19 protein-coding genes and 2 pseudogenes are annotated in these 23,048 nt (G+C 70.6%); 14 read left to right on the top strand and 7 right to left on the bottom strand.

All coding sequences use genetic code 11. The annotated features are described in order from the left end of the window. Positions 1-70: 70 nt before the first annotated feature. The gene (locus GQF42_RS42010) at positions 71-592 is read right to left on the bottom strand and encodes a transglycosylase SLT domain-containing protein (RefSeq protein ID WP_158928860.1); all 522 of its coding nucleotides are present in this window, start codon (positions 590-592) and stop codon (positions 71-73) included. A gap of 553 nt (positions 593-1,145) precedes the next feature. After that, complete coding sequence (locus GQF42_RS42005) at positions 1,146-1,622, bottom strand: hypothetical protein (RefSeq protein ID WP_158928858.1); 477 nt, start codon at positions 1,620-1,622, stop codon at positions 1,146-1,148. Between the two features lie 42 nt (positions 1,623-1,664). On the opposite strand from GQF42_RS42005, the pseudogene GQF42_RS47990 reads away from it, so the two are divergent. After that, positions 1,665-1,781: pseudogene (locus tag GQF42_RS47990) on the top strand (IS630 family transposase); the annotation flags it as partial. A gap of 96 nt (positions 1,782-1,877) precedes the next feature. Here GQF42_RS47990 and GQF42_RS41995 read toward each other — a convergent pair. Then, complete coding sequence (locus GQF42_RS41995; RefSeq protein ID WP_158928856.1) at positions 1,878-3,314, bottom strand: FAD-dependent monooxygenase; 1,437 nt, start codon at positions 3,312-3,314, stop codon at positions 1,878-1,880. Between the two features lie 115 nt (positions 3,315-3,429). Between GQF42_RS41995 and GQF42_RS41990 the strand changes: the two genes are divergently transcribed. Next, a complete protein-coding gene (locus tag GQF42_RS41990) occupies positions 3,430-4,395 on the top strand; it encodes an Lrp/AsnC family transcriptional regulator (protein ID WP_158928854.1) in 966 nt (321 codons plus the stop codon). 176 nt (positions 4,396-4,571) lie between these two features. On the opposite strand, the gene GQF42_RS41985 is transcribed toward GQF42_RS41990, so the two are convergent. Next, positions 4,572-5,765 (bottom strand): FUSC family protein, encoded by a 1,194-nt coding sequence (locus GQF42_RS41985; RefSeq protein ID WP_158928852.1) that lies wholly within the window; start codon positions 5,763-5,765, stop codon positions 4,572-4,574. 510 nt (positions 5,766-6,275) lie between these two features. Here GQF42_RS41985 and GQF42_RS41980 point away from each other — a divergent pair. The 5 genes from GQF42_RS41980 (at position 6,276) to GQF42_RS41965 (ending at position 10,120) form a co-directional block, all read left to right on the top strand. After that, the gene (locus GQF42_RS41980; protein ID WP_267906163.1) at positions 6,276-7,490 is read left to right on the top strand and encodes a beta-ketoacyl-[acyl-carrier-protein] synthase family protein; all 1,215 of its coding nucleotides are present in this window, start codon (positions 6,276-6,278) and stop codon (positions 7,488-7,490) included. Between the two features lie 330 nt (positions 7,491-7,820). Then, positions 7,821-8,513 (top strand): 3-hydroxyacyl-CoA dehydrogenase family protein, encoded by a 693-nt coding sequence (locus tag GQF42_RS41975; RefSeq protein WP_233273674.1) that lies wholly within the window; start codon positions 7,821-7,823, stop codon positions 8,511-8,513. Continuing rightward, positions 8,510-8,587 carry a hypothetical protein gene (locus GQF42_RS47870; RefSeq protein ID WP_407699542.1) on the top strand — a complete coding sequence of 26 codons (78 nt, stop codon included), beginning with the start codon at positions 8,510-8,512 and terminating at the stop codon, positions 8,585-8,587. The genes GQF42_RS41975 and GQF42_RS47870 overlap by 4 nt, the downstream gene beginning before the upstream one ends. Before the next feature lie 309 nt (positions 8,588-8,896). Next, on the top strand, positions 8,897-9,079 hold the full coding sequence (locus tag GQF42_RS41970) for a hypothetical protein (RefSeq protein ID WP_158928850.1): 183 nt from the start codon (positions 8,897-8,899) through the stop codon (positions 9,077-9,079). A 144-nt stretch (positions 9,080-9,223) separates the two neighbouring features. Next, positions 9,224-10,120: an amidohydrolase family protein gene (locus GQF42_RS41965; protein WP_158928848.1), complete on the top strand. Its 897-nt coding sequence runs from the start codon at positions 9,224-9,226 to the stop codon at positions 10,118-10,120. A gap of 52 nt (positions 10,121-10,172) precedes the next feature. Here GQF42_RS41965 and GQF42_RS41960 read toward each other — a convergent pair. Both GQF42_RS41960 and GQF42_RS41955 read right to left on the bottom strand, forming a co-directional pair. Further along, positions 10,173-10,310 (bottom strand): annotated as a pseudogene (locus GQF42_RS41960) (FAD-binding protein); the annotation flags it as partial. A gap of 204 nt (positions 10,311-10,514) precedes the next feature. Then, positions 10,515-12,158, bottom strand: a complete 1,644-nt coding sequence (locus GQF42_RS41955) for a sigma-70 family RNA polymerase sigma factor (protein WP_158928846.1) — start codon at positions 12,156-12,158, stop codon at positions 10,515-10,517. Positions 12,159-12,747: 589 nt separating this feature from the next. Between GQF42_RS41955 and GQF42_RS41950 the strand changes: the two genes are divergently transcribed. From GQF42_RS41950 to GQF42_RS41930, 5 genes are read left to right on the top strand one after another with little or no spacing between them, the layout of a single operon-like run. After that, a complete protein-coding gene (locus tag GQF42_RS41950) occupies positions 12,748-14,010 on the top strand; it encodes a phenylacetate--CoA ligase family protein (protein WP_158928844.1) in 1,263 nt (420 codons plus the stop codon). After that, entirely contained in the window at positions 14,007-15,278 is a 1,272-nt protein-coding gene (locus GQF42_RS41945; protein ID WP_158928842.1) for an MFS transporter, read from the top strand. The genes GQF42_RS41950 and GQF42_RS41945 overlap by 4 nt, the downstream gene beginning before the upstream one ends. After that, entirely contained in the window at positions 15,275-16,450 is a 1,176-nt protein-coding gene (locus tag GQF42_RS41940) for a GNAT family N-acetyltransferase (RefSeq protein ID WP_158928840.1), read from the top strand. Before GQF42_RS41945 ends, GQF42_RS41940 begins: the two co-directional genes overlap by 4 nt. Next, positions 16,447-17,613 carry a LuxE/PaaK family acyltransferase gene (locus GQF42_RS41935; protein WP_158928838.1) on the top strand — a complete coding sequence of 389 codons (1,167 nt, stop codon included), beginning with the start codon at positions 16,447-16,449 and terminating at the stop codon, positions 17,611-17,613. Before GQF42_RS41940 ends, GQF42_RS41935 begins: the two co-directional genes overlap by 4 nt. Then, positions 17,610-20,114 carry an acyl-CoA reductase gene (locus GQF42_RS41930; RefSeq protein WP_233273673.1) on the top strand — a complete coding sequence of 835 codons (2,505 nt, stop codon included), beginning with the start codon at positions 17,610-17,612 and terminating at the stop codon, positions 20,112-20,114. The genes GQF42_RS41935 and GQF42_RS41930 overlap by 4 nt, the downstream gene beginning before the upstream one ends. Positions 20,115-20,209: 95 nt before the next feature. Here GQF42_RS41930 and GQF42_RS41925 read toward each other — a convergent pair whose 3' ends face one another. Further along, complete coding sequence (locus tag GQF42_RS41925) at positions 20,210-20,554, bottom strand: hypothetical protein (RefSeq protein WP_158928836.1); 345 nt, start codon at positions 20,552-20,554, stop codon at positions 20,210-20,212. A gap of 190 nt (positions 20,555-20,744) precedes the next feature. Here GQF42_RS41925 and GQF42_RS41920 point away from each other — a divergent pair, with 190 nt between their 5' ends. Further along, positions 20,745-21,590, top strand: coding sequence for a class I SAM-dependent methyltransferase (locus tag GQF42_RS41920; RefSeq protein ID WP_158928835.1), 846 nt, complete (start codon positions 20,745-20,747; stop codon positions 21,588-21,590). Continuing rightward, on the top strand, positions 21,587-22,981 hold the full coding sequence (locus GQF42_RS41915; protein ID WP_267906162.1) for an MFS transporter: 1,395 nt from the start codon (positions 21,587-21,589) through the stop codon (positions 22,979-22,981). Before GQF42_RS41920 ends, GQF42_RS41915 begins: the two co-directional genes overlap by 4 nt. Positions 22,982-23,048: the final 67 nt, after the last annotated feature.

Below are 23,048 nucleotides of genomic sequence, written 5' to 3'. Positions count from 1 at the left end.
CGGCTGGTTCACCACCCGCATCGGCACCACGTCAGGCAGCCGCCTGCTGTGACGGTCGTCTGGGCCTGGGTCAGTAGGCGGAGTTGACGTTGTCGATGGAGCCGTAGCGGTGGGCGGCGTAGTTGGCGGCTGCGGTGATGTTGGCGACGGGGTCGGTGACGCTGTGGGCGGTGCCGGTGACGTGGTAGGCGTTGAAGGTGGGGTCGATGACCTGGAGCAGGCCCTTGGAGGGGGTGCCCTTCTGCGCGTTGACGTCCCAGTTGTTCTGGGCGGCGGGGTTGCCGCCGGACTCGCGCATGATGTTGCGCTTGAGGCCCTCGTAGCTGCCCGGGATGCCCTTGGCCTTCATGATCTGCAGGGACTGCTTGATCCAGCCGTCGAGGTTGTTGCCGGAGCCGGTCTTGGTCTGGGCGGTGGTGGTGCGGCTGTATCCGGCGGTGGCCTTGACCGTGTGGGCGGTGGGTGCCTGCGTGGCCTCGGCGGCCTGTGCGGTGGCCGGCATCAGGGTGATGGCGGCGGCGGCGCAGCCGGTGGTGGCCAGGCCGGTGACGACGAGGGTGCGCAGGCGGGCGGTGCGAGTGGTCATGGTCATGCGTCAGTAACTTTCCGCTGGGGGACATCGTCGGCGCCGGCCCTGCTGGGGGCTGCGCGGGGGCCTGTAGGGGGCCCTGGTGCGTGAGCAGGAGTGGGTGGAGGTGGCCGGGGGTTCCGGCTGGTGTCCATCGCCTGGCTCCCGGCGACGACAGCAATGTTTAGCGACCGGCTGGGCGGGGCGCAATGATGTGACGTACTACCCCACATCGGAGGAATACCCGTTATGGTCCGCTATGCGGCTTTCATGTCCTGTTCAGGGCGTTCCCGTCCTACGATCCCGGATCGGATGTGATCTGCCTCCTATGGGTCACATCACGCGATCAAGCCCCTCAGGGGCGGCAAACACCACCCGACCGAGACCACGCTCCAAGCCCGCGAACAGTCCTGGATGAGTGCCGCCAAGCACGGCCCAAGCCGGGATCACACCCCTGCGGCGCGGACGCAGCACAGTCGGCTGCGCACTCGGGCCGCCACGCCACACCGGACCGTGGCTTCCCAGGACCACGCCAAGGGCTGTCCCTCATAAAGGATCTTCAGGGGTCGGCCGTCGGCTACCCCATCGCTGCCCGGGCCGCGTCCAGAAACCTCAGCCGGTTGTCCTCCAGGTAGTCCCGCACGCTCTCGCCATCGGGCAAGCCTTCCCACACGGTCCGGTTGAGGTCGAGGAAGTACGCGCGTGCCGCGTCATGCACGGTCAGGGGGAACTGGACACGGATGAGCCGCTCCGCGACCCACAACCGGTTCATGGCGTCCTGGGTCTTCAGGTACCAGGGGTGAGTGTCGTTGAACTCGGCAGGCCGGCTGAACGCGGAACGTTCCGCCTCGGCCGCCACCTCGATGAACCGCTCGAGCAGCGCAAGGCGTTCCGTGCGCCGGGTCTCCGACAAGGCGATGTGCTGTCGTCGCTGTTCCGCGCGCTCCGCCGACAACTGCGTCCTGTGCTGGACGAGGTAGGACAACGAGCCGCCAAGGACGACTCCGCCCAAGGATATGAGCGACACCCAGATCTGACCTGCCATGGCGGACATCGTCCCACGCCGGCGACGCGGGAGTCCTTGACGTCGCCGCCGGTGATCGCGGCACACCAGCAGCTCGGCGGCCCGGTCGTCCCGATCCGGGACAATCTCAACGGACGCAAGGGCGCTGACCTGCGAGAACTCGCCGCCACCCGGGACTGGCCGACCATCGACTCCCGACCCGGGCCGAAGCACGACAGATATCACCACAGGCGCCCGCTGATGACCACCAGCCTCTCCACGACGGCCGGCTTCCTGTACGTCGGCTCAGCGGGGCTCGCCGAACCAGCGGTCGAGCGCCGGTTCCACGTCATCCGCGCCGGCCCAACACACGTAGCCGTCCGGCCGGATGAGCATCGGCTCGGTGTCGGCGCCCTGGCCGACCCGGTCCACCCGGTCCGACCAGGGGCCCGCGGCCCTGGCGAACGTGTCTGCCGGATCCAGCAGGATGCCGTGCCCGGACCGCAGCAGTTCGTGCACCCGGGCCGGGCCGAGGTCCAGGTCCGGCGCGGGCCGGCCGACGAGCGGATGGGTTTCGGTACCCGGCATCGGGTAGCGGAGGGCCATCCCGGACATCAGGTCGGCGAGGTGGTGCTGGACGTCCGGCAGTTGGGCCATGGTGGTGAAGATCTCCCGGGCGGCCAGCACGTCCGGATCGCGGGTGCCGGCCCAGTCCATCAGCAGGCTCTGTGCCCGGACGTTGCGCAGGACGGCGGCCCCGGCCGGATGGCGTTCCGCGTGATACGTGTCGAGCAGGTTCTTCGGTGCCCAGCCGTGCACGGCGGCGCCGAGCTTCCAGCCGAGGTTCAGCGCGTCCTGTATCCCGGTGTTCATGCCCTGCGCGCCGAGCGGAAGGTGGACATGGGCGGCATCGCCCGCCAGGAACACCCGCCCGTGCCGGTACTGCTCGACCTGCCGTGACGCGTTGGTGATACGGCGGGCGTAGCGCAGTTCGAGCAGTTGCACCCGCGTTCCGAACACGGTGCTCAGGCCGTGCCGGATGTCGTTCTCGGTGACCGGGGTCTGCCTCGGCAGTGACTGGCCCGGTCCACCGAGCACCAGGCGGCGCAATTGCCTGCCCTGCGGATCGGTGCCGAGCGGGAACAGCGCCGCCCAGTGCCCGTCCTCGTTCCAGGTGTGCGACGTGGAGGGCTCGACGCCGCCCAGCCGCACGTCGGCGGCGATGATCGTCAACGTGCCCGGCTGACCGGGGAACCCGGCCCGCAGCAGCGACCGTACGGTGCTGTGAGCGCCGTCGGCGGCGACGAGGTAACTGGCCCGGAGGGCGGCGCCGTTGGCGAAGGTCGCGGTGACCCCGTCGTCGTCCTGGGCGAGGTCGACCAGTTCGTGGTCCCTGCGGGCGTGGAGGCCGTGCGCGGCGAGATGCCGCTCGAGGAATCCCTCGATCACCACCTGCGGCACGGACCGCCATGGCAGACGGTGCCGGTTGGAGTGGAGCGGGAGCGGAATACCGGCGAAGTGGCCAGTGGTGACGGGGTGATCTCCGGTGGCCAGCAAAGGCTCCAGCAGCCCTCGCTGGTCGAGTGCCTCCAGTGTGCGGGACTGCACGCCGCCCGCCTTGGACAGGTCGCTGCGCTGCGACAGCTTGTCGACCAGCACGGTCGAGACCCCCGCCGTCAACAGCTCGTTGGCCAGCGTCATTCCGGTCGGGCCGGCGCCGACAACGATCACATCGGTGTCCACGGACTCTCCTCTGCATGTGTCGATCAGTACAGGTGCAACGCTCCGCCGGCCGAGCCGCCCGAGCCAGGAACCGGCTCCATTGCGCCGATATCTGACACCGTCTACCTTCGGCTCGGTGGAATCCGACTACGACGAGCTGGATCGCCGGCTCGTGCACGCCCTGCAGATCGACGGCCGTGCCCCGTTCAGCACCATCGCCGAGGTTCTCGGCGTGTCGGATCGCACCGTCGCCCGCCGCTACGCCCGGTTGCGGTCGGCCGGGGCGGTACGGGTGCTCGGCGGGGTCGACCCGACCGCGCTCGGCGCCATCCTGTGGTTCCTGCGGGTGCGGTGTGCGCCCAACGCGTCGCTCCCGGTCGCGGAGGCGCTCGCCAGACGCCCCGACACGTCCTGGGTGAGCCTCAGCTCCGGCGGCACCGAGATCACCTGCGTGGTCCGAACCGAGAGCGAGGCGGACAGCGAGGCGCTGCTGCTGGCCAAACTCCCCCGCACCCCGCGCGTGGAGGGCGTGACCGCGCACTCCGTGCTGCACGCCTTCTACGGCGGCCTGGACAACCTGGTCGGAAAACTCGGGTCGCTGGACGCGGAAGCGATCGAACGGCTGCGCCCGCCCCCGATGCCGCACCGACAGGGACCGGTGTGGCTCGACGACGGTGACCGCAGGCTCCTCGCCGTGCTCGCCACCGACGGCCGGGCCGGGTTCGAGCAGCTGGCCGCGGCGACCGGCTGGTCGCCGACGACGGTCCGGCGCCGGATGACGGAGCTGCGCGAACACGGCCTGCTCTATCTCGACATCGACTTCGACTGGCGCATGTTCGGCGTCAACGCCCGGACCCTGCTCTGGCTCTCGGTCGCCCCCGCGCACCTGGAGGAGGCCGGTCAGGCGCTGGCCGGCCATCCGGAGATCGCGTTCGCCGCCGCCACGACCGGCCCTACCAACCTGTACGCGAGCGTGGTGTGCACGGACCAACGGGAGCTGTACCGGTACCTGACCACCCGGGTCGCCGCGCTCCCGGCCATCACACACCTCGAGACGGCACCAGTGATCAGGACCGTCAAGCAGGCAGCGAACCGGACATAGCAACCGACCAGCCCTCCGCTGCTTCTTCGATCGGGCGGAACGCAGTGCTTGTCATGAGCCGCGGCGTGGCGATGCGGACCTCGGAACATCGTCCCCTCAGGGGGTGAAATCGCCCCGAGCCGGCCTCCGAGAACCTGGCCGACAGGCCGTCTCAGAGTCGCCGTATCACCGTCGGATCACCCACTGAATGCGTTGCAGACCTCGCCGATCCCGGCCGGTCCTGCCTCCGCCTCGGCCTTTCGGGACGGCGGCCTGATGCCGTCCAGCTCGGCAAGGAGATGCTCGATGTCGGCGACGAGCGATCCGTAGACATGCCAGGCATCCAGCTTGCCCAGTGCCCCCTGCTCGATCAGATCGGTCACCTCGGCATGCCAGGTCAGCACGTGATCGATCGTTTTACGCAACTGCCTTCGGGCGTCGGCCCGAGCCGAACCGGCCTCCGGCCCTACAGCGGCATGTGTGGTGAACATCTGTCCCGCCAACACGAGCGACTCCCCGTATCTGACAGCGAAGCCCTGCCCCAGGCCGTGGTCCACCTCCTGGTCGATGTTCTCCGCCAGAGTCACGGCGATGCCCCGCACCCGGTACGACGCCGTGTGGAGGACCTCCAAGGCACATTCGTAGACCGGGAACATGTGATGCCGGTGCGCGGCCCGGGCGTTCCAGCGCAGGCTCTCGGCTGCCCTCTGCACCTCGTCGCGAGCTTCCACTACCTGCTGCTCCAGATTTCGCACCCGCTCCAGCCAGATGTGCCCGTGGCTCTGAGACCGTCCTTCCCCCAGGCCACGACCCATGTCCTGCAGCAGCGTGCCCATGCTGCGGGCCAGAGTGCGCACGGCGGCGTCGGATTCGCTGAGGTACGTCGGTGGAAGGACCAGGGCGTTTACCGCAACTCCCACCACAGCACCGGTAAGGGTGGAGATCGTCGGGGACACCACATGTCCGACCGGAGCCGCCGCGGCAGCCGTCAGGGTGATCACCGCGGTCGATGCGACCTGGAGCCGGTCCTCGCCGTTGCGGCGCCCACCGGTGAGCAGCACCACCGTCAGGACGGCCACGACCGCTCCCGCGGTGGCCCCCAGCAACCAGGCGGTGACGACAGCCAGCGCCACTCCCGACACCTGGACCGCCACCCGGCGCGCAGCATGGACCACCGAGCTGTACACCGTGGACTCATTGGCCATGACCAACGCAACGGCCACACCCAGGAACTGTTGCTGCCCCGGCAGCCACAAGGCGATGAGCTGCCACGTGAGCGCCGCTGCGATCAGACTCTTCACACCATGGCGCAGGACGTGGTCATCGCTGCTCGCGCGGATCGTACCGATCCCTCGCAGTACTGCCGTCCAGGCTCGCGGTGCTGGTGCCATCGCTGCGTGTCCGCCGGGCCGACCAGGGAAGGAATAATGCATATCGAGCAGAATGCACCATTTCGCACGACCCCTCAGTGATGCACTTCACGCATTTCCGCTCGACCCCCGCGACCGCATTGCCGCGATCTTGCGCACGACCCGGTCCCGGATCGCATGACCGCAGTAGCGAGGCCGAAAAAAGGGGAAAGGCGTGGGCGGCGTGGAACATGCCGCGACAGCACTGATGCCTACGTCACAGCGGCCGCGCACAAAGGCTCCGGCGCCGGCCGCGCGACCTTCCCCCCTGTGGGCGCCACCGGTGTCCGGGCCGCCCGATCACCGCCCTCCCTCAGCAGTCGCCAGCTCCTGCGACACCACTACTTCAATCTCGCAAATTGTAGAGATGTGACAATTCCTTGCTTCCGAATCGATCAACTCAAACCCTGATCTCCGTTCTGAACACTGAGATGATCTCCATCAAGGCAAGTCGGGCGCTATGTGGCGTCTTAACAATTCAAGGAGGGTCGCGTGACCCGTAACGGTCATGTACTGGTGACGGGCGTCGGTGCGATGACGCCGCTGGGAGCCGATGCGCCGTCGTCGTGGTCGGGGCTGCTGGACGGTAAGTCGGGGGTGCGTTTCCTGGACGAGGAGTGGGCCGCGGACCTGCCCGTGCACGTTGCGGCCGGACTCACGACGGACCCTGCCTCCCTGCTTCCGAGGACCGAGGCCAGGAAGCTGGACCGCGGCGAGCAGGTCGCCATCCTCAGTGCGCGCGAAGCCTGGCAGGACGCCGGCGCTCCACAGGTCGAGCCGGAACGATTCGCCGTCGTCATCGGTACGGGGACCGGTGGTGTCCTCAGCACTCTGGGGCAGGACGACGTCTTCGAACGCGCCGGGATTCGCCGGCTGTCGCCGTTCGCGGTCCCCATGCTGATGCCCAACGGGCCGGCCGCCTGGGTGAGCATGGATCTGGGCGCGAAGGGAGGCGCCAGGACTCCGGTGAGTGCCTGCGCGTCCGGGGCCGAGGCCCTCGCCCTGGGGCAGGATCTGATCCGCAGCGGGCGGGCGGACCTGGTCGTCGCAGGTGGGGTGGAGGCCTGCCTGCACCCCTTCACCATCGCGGCATTCGCCCAGATGAAGGCCCTGTCGACACAGTCCGTGGATCCAGAGACCGTGTCCTGCCCGTTCGACGTCAAGCGGTCCGGGTTCGTCATGGGCGAGGGCGCGGGGATGATGGTGCTCGAACGCGCCGAGTTCGCCCGGGCCCGTGGAGCGCGTGCCTACGGCACGCTGGCCGGCAGTGCCGTGAGTTCGAGCGCGAACCACATCACGGCCTCGGACGCGGAAGGTCAGGCCTTCGCGATGGAACTGGCGCTGCGTGACGCCGGCCTGGCCCCGGCCGACATCGGGGTCGTGCACGCCCACGCCACCTCTACGGAGTCCGGTGACCTGGCGGAGGCCGAGGCGATCGGCCGGGTGATCGGAGGCCACGCTGCGGTGACGGCGACGAAGTCGATGACAGGTCACATGATGGGTGCGTCCGGAACGGTTGGCGCCATGGCCGCTCTGTTCGCACTCAAGGACGGCACCGTGCCGGCCACGCGCAACCTCGACGAACTCGACCCGCGCGTGGAACTGGACGTGGTGCGCGGTGGGCGGCGCACCGGTCAGTGGTCCGCCGCGCTGGCCAACTCGTTCGGGTTCGGCGGACACAACGTCTGCCTCGTCTTCACCAAGTGACGACGAGACCTTGACCGCCACGCCGGGCGGCACAGGAGGCACGGGCAGGTCGGCCGCCTCCGCCTCGGGCGCCCCGGCATGTCATGCACCTGGACACGGTGTGGCCGGCACGGCCGATCGACGTGGTCACCGCAGACCCCGTGCGGGTTGCACATCTCCCTCTCCTGCTCCCGGCGACCCATCCACCGACCAGACGCGTACAGCCTGTATCGGATACAGGTTGTACTCGTTTTGGAGGTGCACATCTCCGAGGGAGTCGACTCCCCCATCGCTCCGCCGTGAAGGTCGCGACGGAGCCCTGTCGAAGGAGTGAGTGCTGGGAGCTTCACCGTGCCTGCCGGCTACGCATCCCGCCCGGTGGCCGTGATCGGCGCCGGGACACTCGGCCGTCGCATGGCCCTGATGTTCGCGACCCGTGGTGGCGCCGTGCGGATCTACGACCCGTCCGAGTCGCAGGGTGAGGTGGCAGTCGCCCATGTCGAACAGAACCTCGCCGTGGTCGCCGGTCGCCTCGAGAACGACACGCCGGGAACCGTGGTCGCCGTGGCGGTTCTCACCGAAGCGGTCCGGGACGCGTGGCTGGTCATCGAGGCGGTCCCGGAACGGCTCGAGCTGAAGAAGCAAATCTTCGGAGCCCCGGACGCGATCGCCCCCACCGACGCGATCCTCGCGAGCAACTCCTCGTCCCACGCCAGCAGTAACTTCCTCGACCACGTCCGGCATCCCGAACGCGTGCTCAACATTCACTTCTACATGCCGCCCGCGCAGAACGCCGTCGACGTGATGTCCTGCGGCAAGACCGACCGCGACGTGCTGGACTTCGTGCCGACCACACTCGCCGAGTTCGGGGTGTCTCCCTTCGAGGCCCACAAGGAGAGCACCGGGTTCATCTTCAACCGGGTGTGGGCCGCCGTGAAGCGCGAGTGCCTCGAAATCGTCGCGGAGGGAGTGTCCACACCGCAGGACGTCGACACGGGACGTTCCGCGTCAACACGGGGCTCAAGCACGGGCCGTTCCGGATGATGGACCAGGTCGGTCTGGACGTCGTACTCGACATCGAGGAACACTACGCGGCCTCACACCCCGAGTACCCGTAGGGCCCCCGTACGCTGCTGCGTGGTTACATCAGCAGTGGCCGTCTCGGCGTGAAGAGCGGCGCAGGGTTCTACGACGACTACGCGAAGGTCTGAACAGGTACACCATGCCCAAGTCGCCGACGAAGCCCCGGCCGCACACCACGACACCGATGGTGGACGTCCGGGCCGGCGGGTCCTGGAGTTGCTCGCCACCCACCGCCGCGACGACGAACAATGGTTCCTCACCTCCATGGAGTTCACGCTCCATGCCGACCGCAATCCCGACATCGCCGTCGAGCTGGCGCCCCGCGAGGACGCCTCATCGCCGGCATGGCCCAGATCCTCACCGGCCTGCTGCACGAGGCCGCCCCGCACGACGGCCGTGACATCGCGATGCTGGTCACCGCGATGCACGAGGGAATCACGGTGCTGGAAATCATTCACGGCGCCCCGGCCGCCGCCGTCCGCGAACGCATCATCCCTCGGGTACTCAACGCCATCACCACGACCTAGATCGGGTCGATCCTGCTGTGCCTGTTCGCCCTCAAGCGCTGCCGGGCCCGGTGTGATACAAGATCCGCCCAGGCACCGTGGGGCATCTGAGGTACTTCAAGTGCGCCATGGTTGTGGAGCACCACCACGATTTCGCGAGGGCAGATGAAGCGAGCAGATGAGTCGGCGAGCGAGGCAGCCGAGGTCCGCCGGTTCTGGCAGCGGCTGGGGCTGCCAGGACTCGTCGACATCCACACCCACTTCATGCCTGAGCGCGTGCTGCGCAAGGTCTGGAGCTACTTCGACTCCCTCGGCGCCACGAACGACGACCTCATATGGCCCATCACCTACCGCACCGAAGAGGCCGAACGACTCGCCACCATCCGGGATTTCGGGGTCCGCGCCTTCACATCGATGCTCTATCCCCACAAGGCGGGCATGGCCGAGTGGCTCAACGGCTGGGCCGCCGGCTTCGCGCACCGGACACCCGACTCCCTGCACACCTCGACCCTCTTCCCCGAGGCGGGCGTCGAGTCCTACGTCCGGGAGGCAATCGAGGCAGGCACGCGGGTCTTCAAGGCACACGTGCAGGTGGGGGCCTACGACCCCGCCGACGAGGTGCTCGACTCCGTGTGGGGACTGTTGGCCGAGGCCGAAGTCCCCATCGTGATCCACTGCGGCTCGGGACCCGTGCCGGGCAAGCACACCGGACCCGAACCGGTCGGACGCGTGCTCGCCCGGCACCCCCGGCTGCGCCTGGTCATCGCGCACATGGGAATGCCCGAGTACGAGGATTTCCTCGGCCTCGCCGAGCGGTACCAGGAGCTGAGGCTCGACACCACGATGGTGTTCACCGACTTCGCCGAGCGGCTCGAGCCGTTCCCACGGCGTGCGCTGCCACGTCTGGCCGGCCTCGGCGACCGGATCCTCCTCGGCACCGACTTCCCCAACATCCCCTATCCCTACATCCATCAGCTCGAGGCCCTGGAGCGTCTGGAACTCGGGGACCAGTGGCTCCGCGACGTCTGCCACGACAACGCCGCGCGACTGTTCGGCTTGTGAGGCAGGTTTCCACGGCGGTCGCCGGGGGCAGGGCGCAGGGAGCAGCACTCTGCGTGTACAGCGTCGCGTAGTGGCCGCCGGCGCGTGTGGCGAGCCAGCCGCCCAGCGTCGAGGACTCGAAGGACTGCAGGAAAGGACGCAATGTCAGCGCGTGCGGCCGCAGTTGGTTCTCCAGGTGCGGCCCCAGGGCGCGCGGCCGAGATGACAGCCCGTTGCACCCGCCTCCTCATCGCACTCGGCGCCGGCCGGCCTGCGCCGGACGCGGACACCGGGAGGTCCGTGGCGCGCCCGCCGACCGCCCCGCCACGACCGCCGACCACCCGGCGGCGCGACCACCAGCGGTGAGTTCTTCGACAACAGCTCCGCCGCCCCGGCGACGTCGCTCGAAGCCGCGTCACATCTTGGCGCCGAAGTCCTGCGTCCACCAGGGACCGCCCGCGCCCTTGTGGACGCCCACGCCGATGTCCTTGAAGGCGCAGTTCAGGATGTTCGCCCGGTGGCCGGGGCTGTTCATCCAGGACTGCATGACGGCTGCGGCGGTCTGCTGGCCCTGGGCGATGTTCTCGCCGTATGTGGACCAGTGGTAGCCGGCGGCGGTGATGCGCTGCCCGGGGTCCGCGCCGTCCGGGTTGGTGTGGTCGAAGAAGTGGCGTGCGGCCATGTCGTCGGAGTGGCCCTGGGCCGCCGTTTGCAGTTGCGGGTCCTCGGTGAGCGGACCGCAGCCTGCGCCTGACCGTTCCTTGTTGACCAGCGCGACGACCTGACCGGCGACGTCGCTCGGATCCGGCTGAGCCAGCGGTGTGCCCGCCGCTGCGGGAGTCCTGCGCGAGGAGGTCGAGGCTGCGGGAGTGTTCTTCTCGGCCGGGCTCGCCGGCTTGGCGGAGTTCGCCTTCTTCCGCTTCGTCGCGGAGGGCGACGGGGACGGGGACGGCGAGGACGACGGCGATCCGCCCTCGGCGCTGGGAGTGGAGAGGTCCAGGACGGGGACCGCCGCACTTCGGTCGGCGTTCGCGCGGTCGGCGCTCGTACCGGCGTCGGTTCCGAAGTACCACAGGCCGCCTCCCGCCACGCAGGCCGCGACGACGGCGCCGCCGACGGCCCGTCGGCGTATCCGGCGCCGCCGCCGGGACTGGGTGCGCGAGCCGGCCCGACCCCGTGCGGCGCGCCGCCCGGTGCCGGAGTCCGGTGCCGCGCCACCCGCCGGGGCGTCGAGCGGTGCCACGGCACCAGCCGGGGCAAGCTTTCCCGCATCAGAAGAGACCATGGCGAGCAGCGCGGGTGAGGCCGCGATCAGTGCCAGACCGGCCAGCAGCCCCTCGGCGGGCATCAGTCCGCTCCACAACCCACTGCAGCGCGTGCAGCCGCGCGCGTGCCGGGCTATTCGCTTGCGCCACAGCGCCGAGGGCCTGCCGTCCCAGGAAGCCAGCACGGTCCGTAGCTCCTCGCACAGCGGCCGGGCGTCGAGCGCCCGCACCACCACGCGCGCCGCCTCCAGCTGTGCCTTCATCCGCTGGACCCGCACCGCGGCGTGCTGGGACGAGAGGTCCAGGGCCGCAGCGACCTCGGCCCGCGTCAGCTCACCGGCGCACTCCAGCCACCACAGGGACAGCAGTTCCTGGTCGTCGGGCTCCAGCCAGCGTGTCGCGCGCGCCGTCTCCAGGCGCTGCCCCGTGAGCTGGAGCCGGACGACGGTCAGATCGACGAAGTCGGCACCCGGATCGGCCAGGTCCTCGGCCTCCTCCACCCCGCCCGCGGCAAAAAGCCGACGCTGCCGGTGCTCCCGGACCTGGTTCATCGCGATGGCCACCAGCCAGGACCGGAAACGCTCGGGAGTACGCAGTCCGCCCAGTCCGTCCAGGGCCCGCAACATGGTCTCCTGCACCACGTCGTCCACATCCACCGAGCCGTTCAGGGCCCGGCCCACGATGTTGTAGACCAGGGTGAGGTACGCGTTGACCAAGGCGTCCTGTGCCTGTGTGTCGCCTTCTCGGGCGGCCGTGACCAGCGCCGCCGTCTCCATCGCGTCCTGCGTGCTCATACCCATGCTTCCTGTCCTCGAGACCGCACGATTGTGTCCGATACCTGGGAGACCCCTCGACGCGCCCCGGATAACACTTCTTCGACGGGGAATCCTGGTCGGCCCCGGGGACCACCACCCCGGTGACGTACGACGTCGCCGTGCTCGGCAGCCGAGCGCCGGGGCGCACCCCGCTCGCCGTACACGCCGGTCCCTGGTTCTTCCCCTTCTTCGGATCAGATCTTCGGAGCGGGTGGAGTCGCTTTCAAGCCATGAAAAGAATTGTCCGGAACCGGCTTTCCATAAGGTTTCCTTGAGTAACCCTCAAAGAGTGGTTATAGGTGACACGTTGGATGTGACCACCATCTCCGATCTCCCGGGAACCGGGGTTCTCCATGGCCCGTCCGCATGGCAGCAAAACCCCTTGCACGGGCGGCCAGTTGGCGCAAGCCCATTCCGAATGGTGAGATAAACTCGTCTCCGGACGCCAGCTCGTCACGAGCGTCCGTCCACTCACACCTTCAGCGCAGAAGCCCACGCCAGTGGGCTCATTCCGTCGCACCTCGCCGGCTTTCCCGTGCCGGCGGTCCACGCCTTCGAGCAGGAATTGATGCCCGTTCAACCCATCGCGGAACTCATACGTTTCGTTCGGCAGCACTCACCTTTCTACCGCGAGCTCTACGCTCACCTTGACGACCACGCGACTCGTCTCACCGATCTCCCGGTGGTACCCCAGGCCGATTTCTGGCGGTCCAACGCGCCCCGCGACAACCGGCTGTTGACCGCCCCCCTGACCGAAGCGGTCGTATTCCGCAGCGGCGGAACCACCGGCTCGCCCAAGTTCTCCTACTACACCCGCACCGAATGGCGTGAATTCACCGCCGCGTTCGGGGCCGGGCTCGTCCGCGCCGGGCTGCAGCCCGGCCACCGGGTGGCGGACCTCTTCTACGCGGGCGACCTGTACGCGAGTTTCAGCTTCGTCCTCGACTCCCTGCACCGCTCCCCCGTCGCCAACGTCCGCCTGCCCATCGGCGGCGCGACGCCCTGGGAGTCCACCGCGGCGACCTTGGAGGAGTTCCGGGTCCAGGTCGTCGCCGGCACACCGACCACACTGTGCTCGCTCGCCGAACGCCTGGCCGCCGCAGGCCGGACCCTGCCGGAGGCGGAACTGCTCCTCTTCGGCGGGGAATGCCTCTTCGGAGACCAACTCCCGCTGCTCCGCGAGGCGTTCCCGAACGCAGAGCCACGCTCCCTGGGATACGCGAGCGTCGACGCGGGGCTGCTCGGCGAGGCCGTGCCCGGCGGGGATCCGCGTGTGCACCGCACGTTCACACCGCACACGGTGGTCGAGATCCTGTGCGACGACACGGACGAACCCGTTGCCGGCAATGGCCTTCCGGGGCGGCTGGTCGTCACCGATCTGCGCAGACGACTCATGCCCGTGCTCCGCTATCCGGCGGGCGACCGGGCCGAGTGGGTGGACCGGGACTCAGGTGTGTTCCGCATCCTCGGGCGTGCCGAGGAAGGCGTGCGGGTCGGCCCCGTCTCGCTCCACACCGAGGACGTCCACGCCGTCGTCACGGCCGCCGACACCCGTGGCGAAGTGACCGGCCTGCAGCTCGTGGTGCGGCGCAGGGACGGCCGCGACGGCCTGGTGCTGCGACTCGCGGTCGCCGACCCCGACAACGCGTCCGCCGCGCTGGGGAAGGCCGTCGTGGCGGCGCTCCTCGCCGAGCGGCCCTTCTACGCGAGCGCGACCGCCTCCGGGCACGTGAACCCCGTCGATGTCGACTGGGTGCGGCACCAGGATCTCGCGGTCAACTCCCGCTCGGGCAAGCTCATCCGGGTCGTCGACGAAAGGCCGCACTCGTGAGCGCGGCGGCTGCGCCCGCCCGGCGGCTGCCGCTCGTCGTGCGCAATCCGTCCTTCGGCAGGGTCTGGGCGGGTCAGCTCCTCACCCAGGCGGCGAGCCGCATGTTCCAGGTCGGCGCGGTCTGGTGGCTCGTCGGGTTCGCGGGCGGTGCGCACCGCGGACTCGACTCGGGGCTGTTCCTCATGGTGAGCACCCTGCCCGCGGTGGCGCTCGCCCCGGTGATCGCCCGCATCGTCGTTCGGTACGCCCACCGCACGGTGCTGGCGAGCGCGGCGACGGTGGCGGGCGTGGTGGCCGTGACAGCGGCCGTCCTGGCCCGCGCCGAGGCGCTGCCCATGGCCGTTGCCTACGCGGTGGGGCTGGTGCTGGCCGGCTGTCAGGCGGTCTTCGATCCCTGCCTGACCACGTCGGTGCCGGAACTCGTGGAGGACGCCGACATCGAGGCGGCCACCGGCTTCGAACTGTCCACCCAGTCCGTCGCCGGGCTGTGCGGCGGACTGCTCGGCCCCCTCGTGGTCGACGCGGGCGCCCTGGCGGGCGTCGCCGCCACCTGCGGCGCCGCCTATCTGCTCGCGGCCCTGCTGATCGGGTCCACACGTTTTCCGCACCAGGGGCCCGGGGACGGCCCGGCGCCCGAGCGGCGCACGCTGCGCCGGGTACTGGCCGGTCTGCCGTTCATCCGCCGGGTACTGGTCTGCTTCGCCGCCGCCAACGTCTTCACCACCGCCGTGTACGTCGTGATGCCGCTGTACACCCGTCAGGTACTGCACGCGACCGGCTCGACCGTCGCCTCACTGGAGACGGCGCTCGGTGCGGGCGCCCTGCTGGGTTCGTTCACGGGCGGGCGCCTGCCCGGCCGCCCTGTCACGGTCGGCAGCGCGTGTCTGACCGTGATGGCCGCGGCCCTCGGTCTGCCGGGCCTGTTCCCCGGACATGCGGTCGCCCTCGCTTCGATGGCGGTGGCCGGGTGGTGCGTCGGCGTGATCGGCGTACGGTTCGTGGCGCTGTTCCAGCGGTTGGTGCCCGCTGCCGACAAACCGGCCTTCTTCGCGGTCATGCAGGCCGTGCTGGGCGCCACGTTCCCGGTGTCCTCACTCGTGTTCGGCGCACTGGGCGACCACCTGACGGCCGGAACGCTGTGCCTGACGCAGGGCGCCGGACTCGTTCCGGTCGCGCTGGCGCTGTGGTGGCTCGGCTCGCGGGCAAGCACCGCCGAACAGCCCGGGGCGGACGCACCGGCGCCGGTACCGGCGGGAGAGGCCTCGTGACCGCGGTCCTCTCCTCCGCGTCCGTCCAGGACATCGCAGAGCTGCGGCAGTTGTACTTCGAGGTGTACGGGCACGGCTACCCGGTGCCGCTCGGCAGCGACCCGGTGGTCATGCGCCGGCTGATCACCGACGGCACCGCGCACTGGCTCACCGCCCGCGCCCCCGTCGGCGGTGCGCTGGTCGGTTCCGCGGTCGTCCTGACCGAGCCGGGCAGCCGCATCGGCAAACTGGTCGGCCTCGCCGTGCACCCCGGCCATCGCGGCGGGGGCCTGGCCTCCCGGCTGACCGGGGCGGTCTGCGACGAAGCCTTCGCCACCGGTCTGCTGGACTCCGTGTACGCCACCGTCCGCCTGGTCACCGAAGGGCCGCAGCAGGTCGTCGTACGCAACGGATTTCGGCCGCTCGGCCTGCTGCCTAACGCCGTCGAGGTCGAGGGCTGCGAGACGCTCGCACTGTTCGCCCGCTACGCCGACGGTGTGCTCGAGCGCCGCGAACCCGTGCTGAACGTGCCCGAGCGGCTGTCGGCGCTGCTCTCCGCCGCCTGCCGCGGCGTCGGCATCGACCACCCCCGGACCCGCCCCGCGCCCTGGAGCGGTACGACGGCCGTCGGCGCCGAACCGAGCGAGCCGCTCGCGGCCCCGCCTGTCGCCGACGCCGAACCGATCGAGCTGATCGCGGCCCCGGCCTTCGTACGGCGCCGTTTCCTGGAGCTGTTCCCCGCGGCCGACGACCGCTTCTTCCCGCTGCACACGCCCAACGCGGTCCTGGTGGCCGCCGACGGCCGCTTCGAGGCGTACGCCGACCTCGATCCCCTGGCGGGCAGTTGCGCACTGGTCGCGGTGCATCCGCGCCCGTCCGTGGTGGCGGGAACCCTGGAGGCGGTGATCGCGACGGTCACGCGGGCCGGTGCCGACTACGTCGAGACGCTGCTGCCGCTGGCCGACACCGAGGCGCTGGAGGTCTTCCTCGCCTCGGGGTTCGTACCGAGCGCGGTCTACCCCGCGATGCGCCGCATCGACGACCGGCTCCACGACTACGTCGTGCTCTCGCGCACCAGCCGGCAGATCGACTTCCGCACCACCGCCGTCAGCCCGCTGCTCCAGCCGTACCTCGGTGCCTACCTGAGTGCCTGGACCACCACCTACCTGCCCCTTCACGAGGTCTCCCGATGAAACCCCATCTCGCTCCCGTCGAGGTCCCCGACCCGGCGGCACTCGGCCACGTACAGCGCCTGTGCGACCTGGCGGAGCCGTACGCCGACGGCCCCGGCACCGACGCGCTGTTCGCCTCGGCCATGGCGGAGGCGAACGCCTGGCACGCCGGCCGTTCCCCCTTCTTCGCCGCCCTGCTCGAGGACCCGGCCGAGGCCCCCGCTCCCACGGTCGGCGACGGCGTGCGCACCCCGCTGGTACCCGCCGCCTTCTTCAAACGGCACGAGTTGCTCTCGATCCCGCGCGACGAGGTCTTCCTCCACCTGACCTCATCGGGCACCACCGGTCAGAAGTCGCAGATGTTCTTCGACGAGTGGACCATCCGCTCGGCGCAGCGCATGGTGGCCCGGATCTTCGACCACTACGGCTGGATCACCCCCGAACAGCCGGTGAACTACCTGCTGTACAGCTACGAACCCGCTCCGGCTCTCCAGCTGGGCACATCGTTCACCGACAACTATCTGTGCGACTTCGCCCCGGCCCGGCACACCACGCACGCCCTGCGGCACACCGGCACCGGCCACGAGTTCGACGTGCACGGCTGCATCGCGGCGCTCCAGCGCTACGCCGAGGACGACGTGCCGGTCCGTATCCTGGGCTTCCCCGCGTTCCTGTACTTCACCCTGGAGCGGATGCGGGCGATGGGGCTGGCGCCGCTGCGGCTGCCCGAGGGATCGCTGGTGGTGCTCGGCGGCGGCTGGAAGGGCCACGCCGACCGGCAGATCGGCAAGGACGCCTTCTACGCCGAGGTCACCGACCGCCTCGGAATCCCGGGCGACCGGGTCCGCGACACCTTCGGCTCCGTCGAGCACTGTGTGCCGTACGTCGAGTGCGCCCAGCACCGGCTGCATGTGCCGGTGTGGTCGCGGGCGGCCGTCCGGGACACCGGGACGCTGCGCCCCCTGCCGTACGGCGAGCGTGGCTTCCTGCACCTGGTCAGCCCCTACATCACCTCGGTGCCCGCGCAGAGCGTGGTGATGGGCGACCTCGCGTCGCTGCACCCCGGCGAGGAGTGTCCCTGCCCGCTGTCCACCGACTGGTTCACCGTGCACGGCCGTGCCGGGGTGAGCCGCAACCGCAGCTGCGCGGTCGCCGCCGCCGAACTGATGAAGGGAATGTCGTGATCACCTCCGTACTCCACCTCTGGCAGGGCGAGTTTGTCGACGACGCCGAGGCCGGTCGGCGGCTCACCGCCCTGCCCGAGCTGGCCGGACAGGTCCTGACCCGTCCCCTGCCCACCGAGGTGGTGCTCGGCGCCTGTGCCGTGGTCAGCCGTGACCTGGCCGATCCCGGCTCCGACCTGTACGGGCGGCTGGCCGGGCAGCTGCCCGCCGACGAGGCCCCGACCGTGCTGGCCGAGCTGGCGACGGCGCTCACCCGGGAGGCGCTGGAGCGCAAGCTGCGGCGGGAGCTGGGCGGACTGCGCCCGGAACGGCTCACCCGGCCGGACGCCCGCGAGACGGTGTACGAGGCCTGGGCGCCCGTCGGTCTGCTGGTGCACATCGCGCCGGGCAATGCCGCGGCCGTGGCACCGCTGAGCGTCGTGGAGGGGCTGCTGGCCGGCAACCTCAACGTGCTCAAGACCAGCAGCTCCGATTCGGCCGTCGCCCTCGATGTGCTCGCCGCGCTCGGTGCGGCCGACCCGTCCGGGCTGATGGCCGAGCGCGTGGTGGCCCTGCGTTTCCCCTCTGCGCGCCGCGAATGGCTTGAGGCGCTCTGCGGGCCGGCCGACGCGATCGCGGTGTGGGGCGGTGAGGACGCGGTGCGCGCGGCGGGCGAACTGGCCCGGCCCGGCTGCCGGGTGGTCGAGTGGGGCCACCGGATCTCCTTCGCCTACCTGACCCGGCAGGCCGGGGCAGAGGACGGCGTGCTCGACGCGCTCGCCGAAGACGTCTGCCGGTTCGAGCAGCAGGCCTGTTCCAGCCCGCAGGTGGTGTATTTCGACACCGAGGACACCGAGGAACTCTTCGCGTTCGCCGGCCGGTTCGCCGAACGCCTGGCAAAGGTGTCCGACACCCACCCCGCGCCTGCACCGGGTCCTGCGGAGCAGGCGGAGATCACCACGGTGCAGCAGCTCGCCCGGCTCGAGCAACACCTGGGCCTCACCCGTGTGTTCGCGGCCGAGGAAGGCTCCTGGCGGGTCCTGGCCGATGCACGCCCCGCGCTCGAGGCCTCGCCGCTGCACCGCAGCATCCGGGTCAAGCCGCTCCCCCGGCACGCGATCGCCGCGACCCTGCGGCCCATGCGCCGCTACCTGCAGACCGCGGCGATCGGCGGCGACCGCGCGGACGTGGCCGAACTCTCCCGCGCGATGTTCGCCGCGGGCGTCACCCGCGTCACCCCGGTCGGCTCCATGCTGGAGAGCTACGAGGGCGAACCGCACGACGGCGTCTACGCGTTGCAGCGCTACAGCCGCAGGGTCAGCGTGCGCGCCACGGACACGGACTTCCGTACGGTGCCGTGTCTGGACGACCTGGTGGCGCCGCCGCCGCTGCCGCCCGCGCCGGACGCGCCGCTCCTGGGCAAGGAGGGCGTGCAGCGTGCGCTCGCCGCCCTGGAGCCGCGCCACGCGCACCTGTACTTCCGCAGCGGGGGCTCCACGGGCACTCCCGCGCTGTCGGTGTTCACCTGCGACGACTACGACAACCAGATGCGCGCCGCAGCGGACGGGCTGCTCGCGGCCGGCTTCGACCCGGCTCGGGACCGGGCGGCCAACCTCTTCTACAGCGGCGGCATGTACGGAAGCTTCATCAGCTTCTTCTCCATCCTGGAACGGCTGAACGCCACCCAGTTCCCGGTGGCCGCGGGCCCCGACCACGCCATGGTCGCCGAGGCACTGGTCGCCCACCGGGCCGACACCCTCTTCGGTATGCCGTCCTATCTGTGGCAGCTGCTCCACGCCGAGGCCGACCGGCTGCGCGCCTACGGCGGCATCCGCAAGATCTTCTACGGCGGCGAGCACTTCACCGCCGAACAGCGCAGGGTGCTCACCGAGGAATTCGGGGTGACGGTGATCCGTTCCGCGGCCTATGGCAGCACCGATCTCGGTCCGCTGGGCTACCAGTGCGCGTCTTCCGGGGGCACGGTCCACCATGTGCTGACCGACCTGCACACGCTGGAGATCCTGGATCCGCGGGAGGACCGGCCGGTGGACCCGGGCGAACCGGGACGGCTGGTGTTCACCTCCCGCGCCCGGTCCGGCCAGCGCCTGGAGCGCTACGAGATCGGTGACCTGGGACGTGCGGTGCAGGGCACCTGTGCGTGCGGCAGCACCGTGCCTCGTCTGGAACTGCTCGGGCGCTACGGGGACGTGGTGCGCGTGGCCACCTACTTCGTCAACTACCGGCGCATCGTACGGGTGTTGGAGGAGCGGCTCGCGTATCACGGCGAGGTGCAGCTGTCGGTGGCATCCGGCACCGACCGGGAGGTGCTGACGGTCCGGCTCGACGACCAGTACGCCCCCGACCCCGAGGCCACACGCACCGCGCTCACCGCCGAGGTCCAGGAGGTGGCCTCAGCTGTGGCGGAGGGCCTGCTGGACCTCGCCGTGCAGAGCGTAGGGAGGGAGGCCTTCGAGCGCACGCCGACCAGCGGCAAGCTCCGCACGGTCATCGACCTGCGCTGAGACCGGGAGGAGCCGCGCCACCGACGGTGTGGGGTGCGGTGCGGTCCGTGGGCGTTCCGGTTGAGCGCCTGCTCAGCCGGATCGTCTGCGCCCGGTCAGTCGCCCGGGCGGAACCGGAGCGCCGACCAGGTGTCGTCGACGGCGATCTGCCGCACAGGACGCACGCCCCGCTCGGACAGCGCTGCGGCCAGGGTGTCGCGATTCAGATCCGTTCCGAGCTTGCCGCCCTTGGGATAAGCCACCCAGGCGAGCGCATCGCGCCGCGCGGTGGCAAGCGCCGCCTGTGCGCCCGCCCCGAGAAGGTCGCCGGAACGGGTCACGAAGACGAGCACCGCATCGGCCGAGGCCGCGTCGCCCGGGGCCTCGAAGTCCAGATCGACGTCGTCGGGCTTGCCCAGGACCGCGATGCTCTGGCCGGTCTTGATCTGCAGCTTGCTCATGACGGACACGCCCTGATCCTGCCAGCCGGGGTACGGCGTCGCTCGCCGAAGAGGTTACGAAGACGTCTCAGCGGATGCCGTCCGAGGCGGGGGCAGAGCCGATGCGCCCGTCGAAGGGGTTGAGCTGCATCCACGCGTGGCGCCGTGGCTCCGAGGTGTAGGGCCCGCTCGCTGCCGCCAAGATGGAGAAGTGACGCAGGAAGCCGGCGGCCGGCTCCCCTCCGGGCCGGCGGGGCCGGGACTCTACGGGGAGTGTCTGTTCCGCCCCCAGGACGAGGGGGAGGCGGCGCGGGTCGACCTCGGGGCGCTCGTCTACGACGCCACGACGTTCGCTCGCCTCCAGCAGCTCGGCGTCGGCCCGGGGATGCGCTGTCTGGACGTGGGTGCGGGCACCGGGACAGTGGCCCGGCAGCTGCTGCGCGAGGCGGGCGTGGCCGAGGTCGTGGCGGTGGACCGGGACATCCGGTTCCTCGCCGCCGAACCCGTCGCCGGACTGACCGCGCTCGAGGCCGACGCGAGCGGCCCCGGCTTCTCTCCCGGTCTCTTCGACCTCGTTCACGCCCGGTTCCTGCTGATGCACCTGCCGTCCCCCGCCCGCATGGTGGAGCGGCTCGCCGCGCTGCTCGTACCCGGAGGCGTCCTCGTGCTCAGCGACGCCGTGGACCTGACGACCGAGGGCGCACCCCGGACGCCGTACACGACGGCCATGCGGGCGATGTGGCGCGGGCTGCGGGAGACGATCGGCACGGATGTCTCGTGGGTGCCGAGCTGTCCCCGGCTGATGGTCGCCGCCGGGCTGGAGGCGGTGGCCGCCGAGATCCATGTGCCTCCCCTGGTGCCCGGAAGTCCCATGAGCCGGTTCTGGGCCGGGACCTGGGACCGGGCGCGCGCCGCCATGGTGGGCACCGGGCTGGTGGACGAAGCCGGGATCGACGAGGCGAAGCAGTGTCTTGAGTCGCCGCAGTTCGCCGGGCTGTCGCCCGGCATGCTGACCGCCTGGGGCCGGAGAGCGGTGCCCCCGACGACGCCGTCGTGACCGGATCGCCCGTACCCGCCGCCGAGCCCGCCCTGCGTCCCGGACGGCGTTCCCCGGCACCGCTGCTGGCGGTGTGCACGGGGTACTTCATGGTGATCCTGGACGTGACGATCATCAACGTCGCGGCGCCCGTGGTGGGCCGGGACCTGTCGGCTTCACTCACCGGCATCCAGTGGATCACGGACGGGTACACCCTGGTTCTGGCCGGGTTCCTGATGACCGGCGGCGCGCTCGGCGACCGGCTGGGCAACCGGCTCGTCTTCTGCTGGGGCGTGGTGGTGTTCACGCTGGCGTCGGCCGGGTGCGCGTTCGCACCCAGCGCTTCCGCCCTGGTGGCGGCCCGGCTGGTGGAGGGGCTCGGCGCGGCGTTGATCGTGCCGGGTTCGCTCGCCCTGCTCCAGCAGTCCTTTCCGGCGCCGGCGGCCCGCGCGTGGGCCTTCGGCCTGTGGGGCTCGATGGCCGGCGTCGCCGCCTCCGCCGGACCGCTGCTGGGCGGGCTGCTGGTCACGACGGTGGGCTGGCGGTCGGTCTTCCTCATCAATCTGCCCGTCGGATTGGTGTGCCTGCTGCTCACGTTGCGGCACGTGGCTCCCTCTCCGCGACACGCCGCCCGCTCCCCGGACTGGCCGGCACAGTGCGCGGTGGTCGCGGCGGTGGCCCTGCTCACTGCCGCGCTCAACGAGGCGGGGCGCCGCGGCTGGTCCGATCCCGCCGTCCTCGGCGGACTGACGCTGGCGTTGGTGGCCGCGGGCGCGTTCCTCGTACGCGAGAGGTGGGCGCGCTCACCCGCGCTGCCCCTGTCGTTGTTGCGCTCCCGCACGATGAGCGGCGGAGCCGCCATCGGCCTGCTGTTCAACTTCGGCTTCTACGGCATGGTGTTCACCGCCAGCCTGTACTTCCAGCACCGACGGGGCTTCAGCGCCCTGGCGGCCGGGGCGGCGCTGTTCCCGGCGGTGGCGGTGACCATGTTCGCCTCCGTAGTGTCCGGGCGGCTGTCCCGCCGTACCGGGGACCGTCCGCTGGTCGTCTCCGGGATGCTGCTGGCGGCGCTGGGGCTGGCCGGATGGGCGGTGGCGGGGGCCGATGCCGCCTACACGGTGCTGGTGGCTCCGATGATGGCGGCCGGCTTCGGCACCTCCTTCGCCCTCACCGGCTCGACCGCCACGGTGATGGCCGCCGCGCCCCCGGAGTACTCGGGGGCCGCCTCCGCCCTGTTCAACACCACCCGCCAGATCGGCAGCGCCACCGGCGTGGCGCTGGGCGGCAGTCTGCTCGCCACGGGCAGCGATTACGGCGTCGGGCTGCGCATCGCCATGGCGGTGGGCGCCCTCGCCTATCTGGTGGCAGCGGGCGTCGCCCTGCGGTGCGTGCCCGCGAAGGGGAAGGCGTAGGGGCTGCTGACGCGTGCGCCCGGCGGGGCACCGGCACGTGGCTGCGCGGTCGTCCCACGTGTCCGCA

Source organism: Streptomyces broussonetiae (assembly GCF_009796285.1).
Taxonomy (GTDB): Bacteria; Actinomycetota; Actinomycetes; order Streptomycetales; family Streptomycetaceae; genus Streptomyces; species Streptomyces broussonetiae.
This window is presented reverse-complemented; position numbering and strand designations above follow the sequence as displayed.

Bases quoted from the DNA above. Each gene is read 5' to 3' on its own strand.
- GQF42_RS42010 (WP_158928860.1), bottom strand. From the start codon at position 592: ATGACCATGACCACTCGCACCGCCCGCCTGCGCACCCTCGTCGTCACC.
- GQF42_RS42005 (WP_158928858.1), bottom strand. From the start codon at position 1,622: ATGTCCGCCATGGCAGGTCAGATCTGGGTGTCGCTCATATCCTTGGGC.
- GQF42_RS41985 (WP_158928852.1), bottom strand. From the start codon at position 5,765: ATGGCACCAGCACCGCGAGCCTGGACGGCAGTACTGCGAGGGATCGGT.
- GQF42_RS47870 (WP_407699542.1), top strand. From the start codon at position 8,510: ATGATGGACCAGGTCGGTCTGGACGTCGTACTCGACATCGAGGAACAC.
- GQF42_RS41970 (WP_158928850.1), top strand. From the start codon at position 8,897: ATGGCCCAGATCCTCACCGGCCTGCTGCACGAGGCCGCCCCGCACGAC.
- GQF42_RS41965 (WP_158928848.1), top strand. From the start codon at position 9,224: ATGAAGCGAGCAGATGAGTCGGCGAGCGAGGCAGCCGAGGTCCGCCGG.
- GQF42_RS41955 (WP_158928846.1), bottom strand. From the start codon at position 12,158: ATGAGCACGCAGGACGCGATGGAGACGGCGGCGCTGGTCACGGCCGCC.
- GQF42_RS41950 (WP_158928844.1), top strand. From the start codon at position 12,748: ATGCCCGTTCAACCCATCGCGGAACTCATACGTTTCGTTCGGCAGCAC.
- GQF42_RS41935 (WP_158928838.1), top strand. From the start codon at position 16,447: ATGAAACCCCATCTCGCTCCCGTCGAGGTCCCCGACCCGGCGGCACTC.
- GQF42_RS41925 (WP_158928836.1), bottom strand. From the start codon at position 20,554: ATGAGCAAGCTGCAGATCAAGACCGGCCAGAGCATCGCGGTCCTGGGC.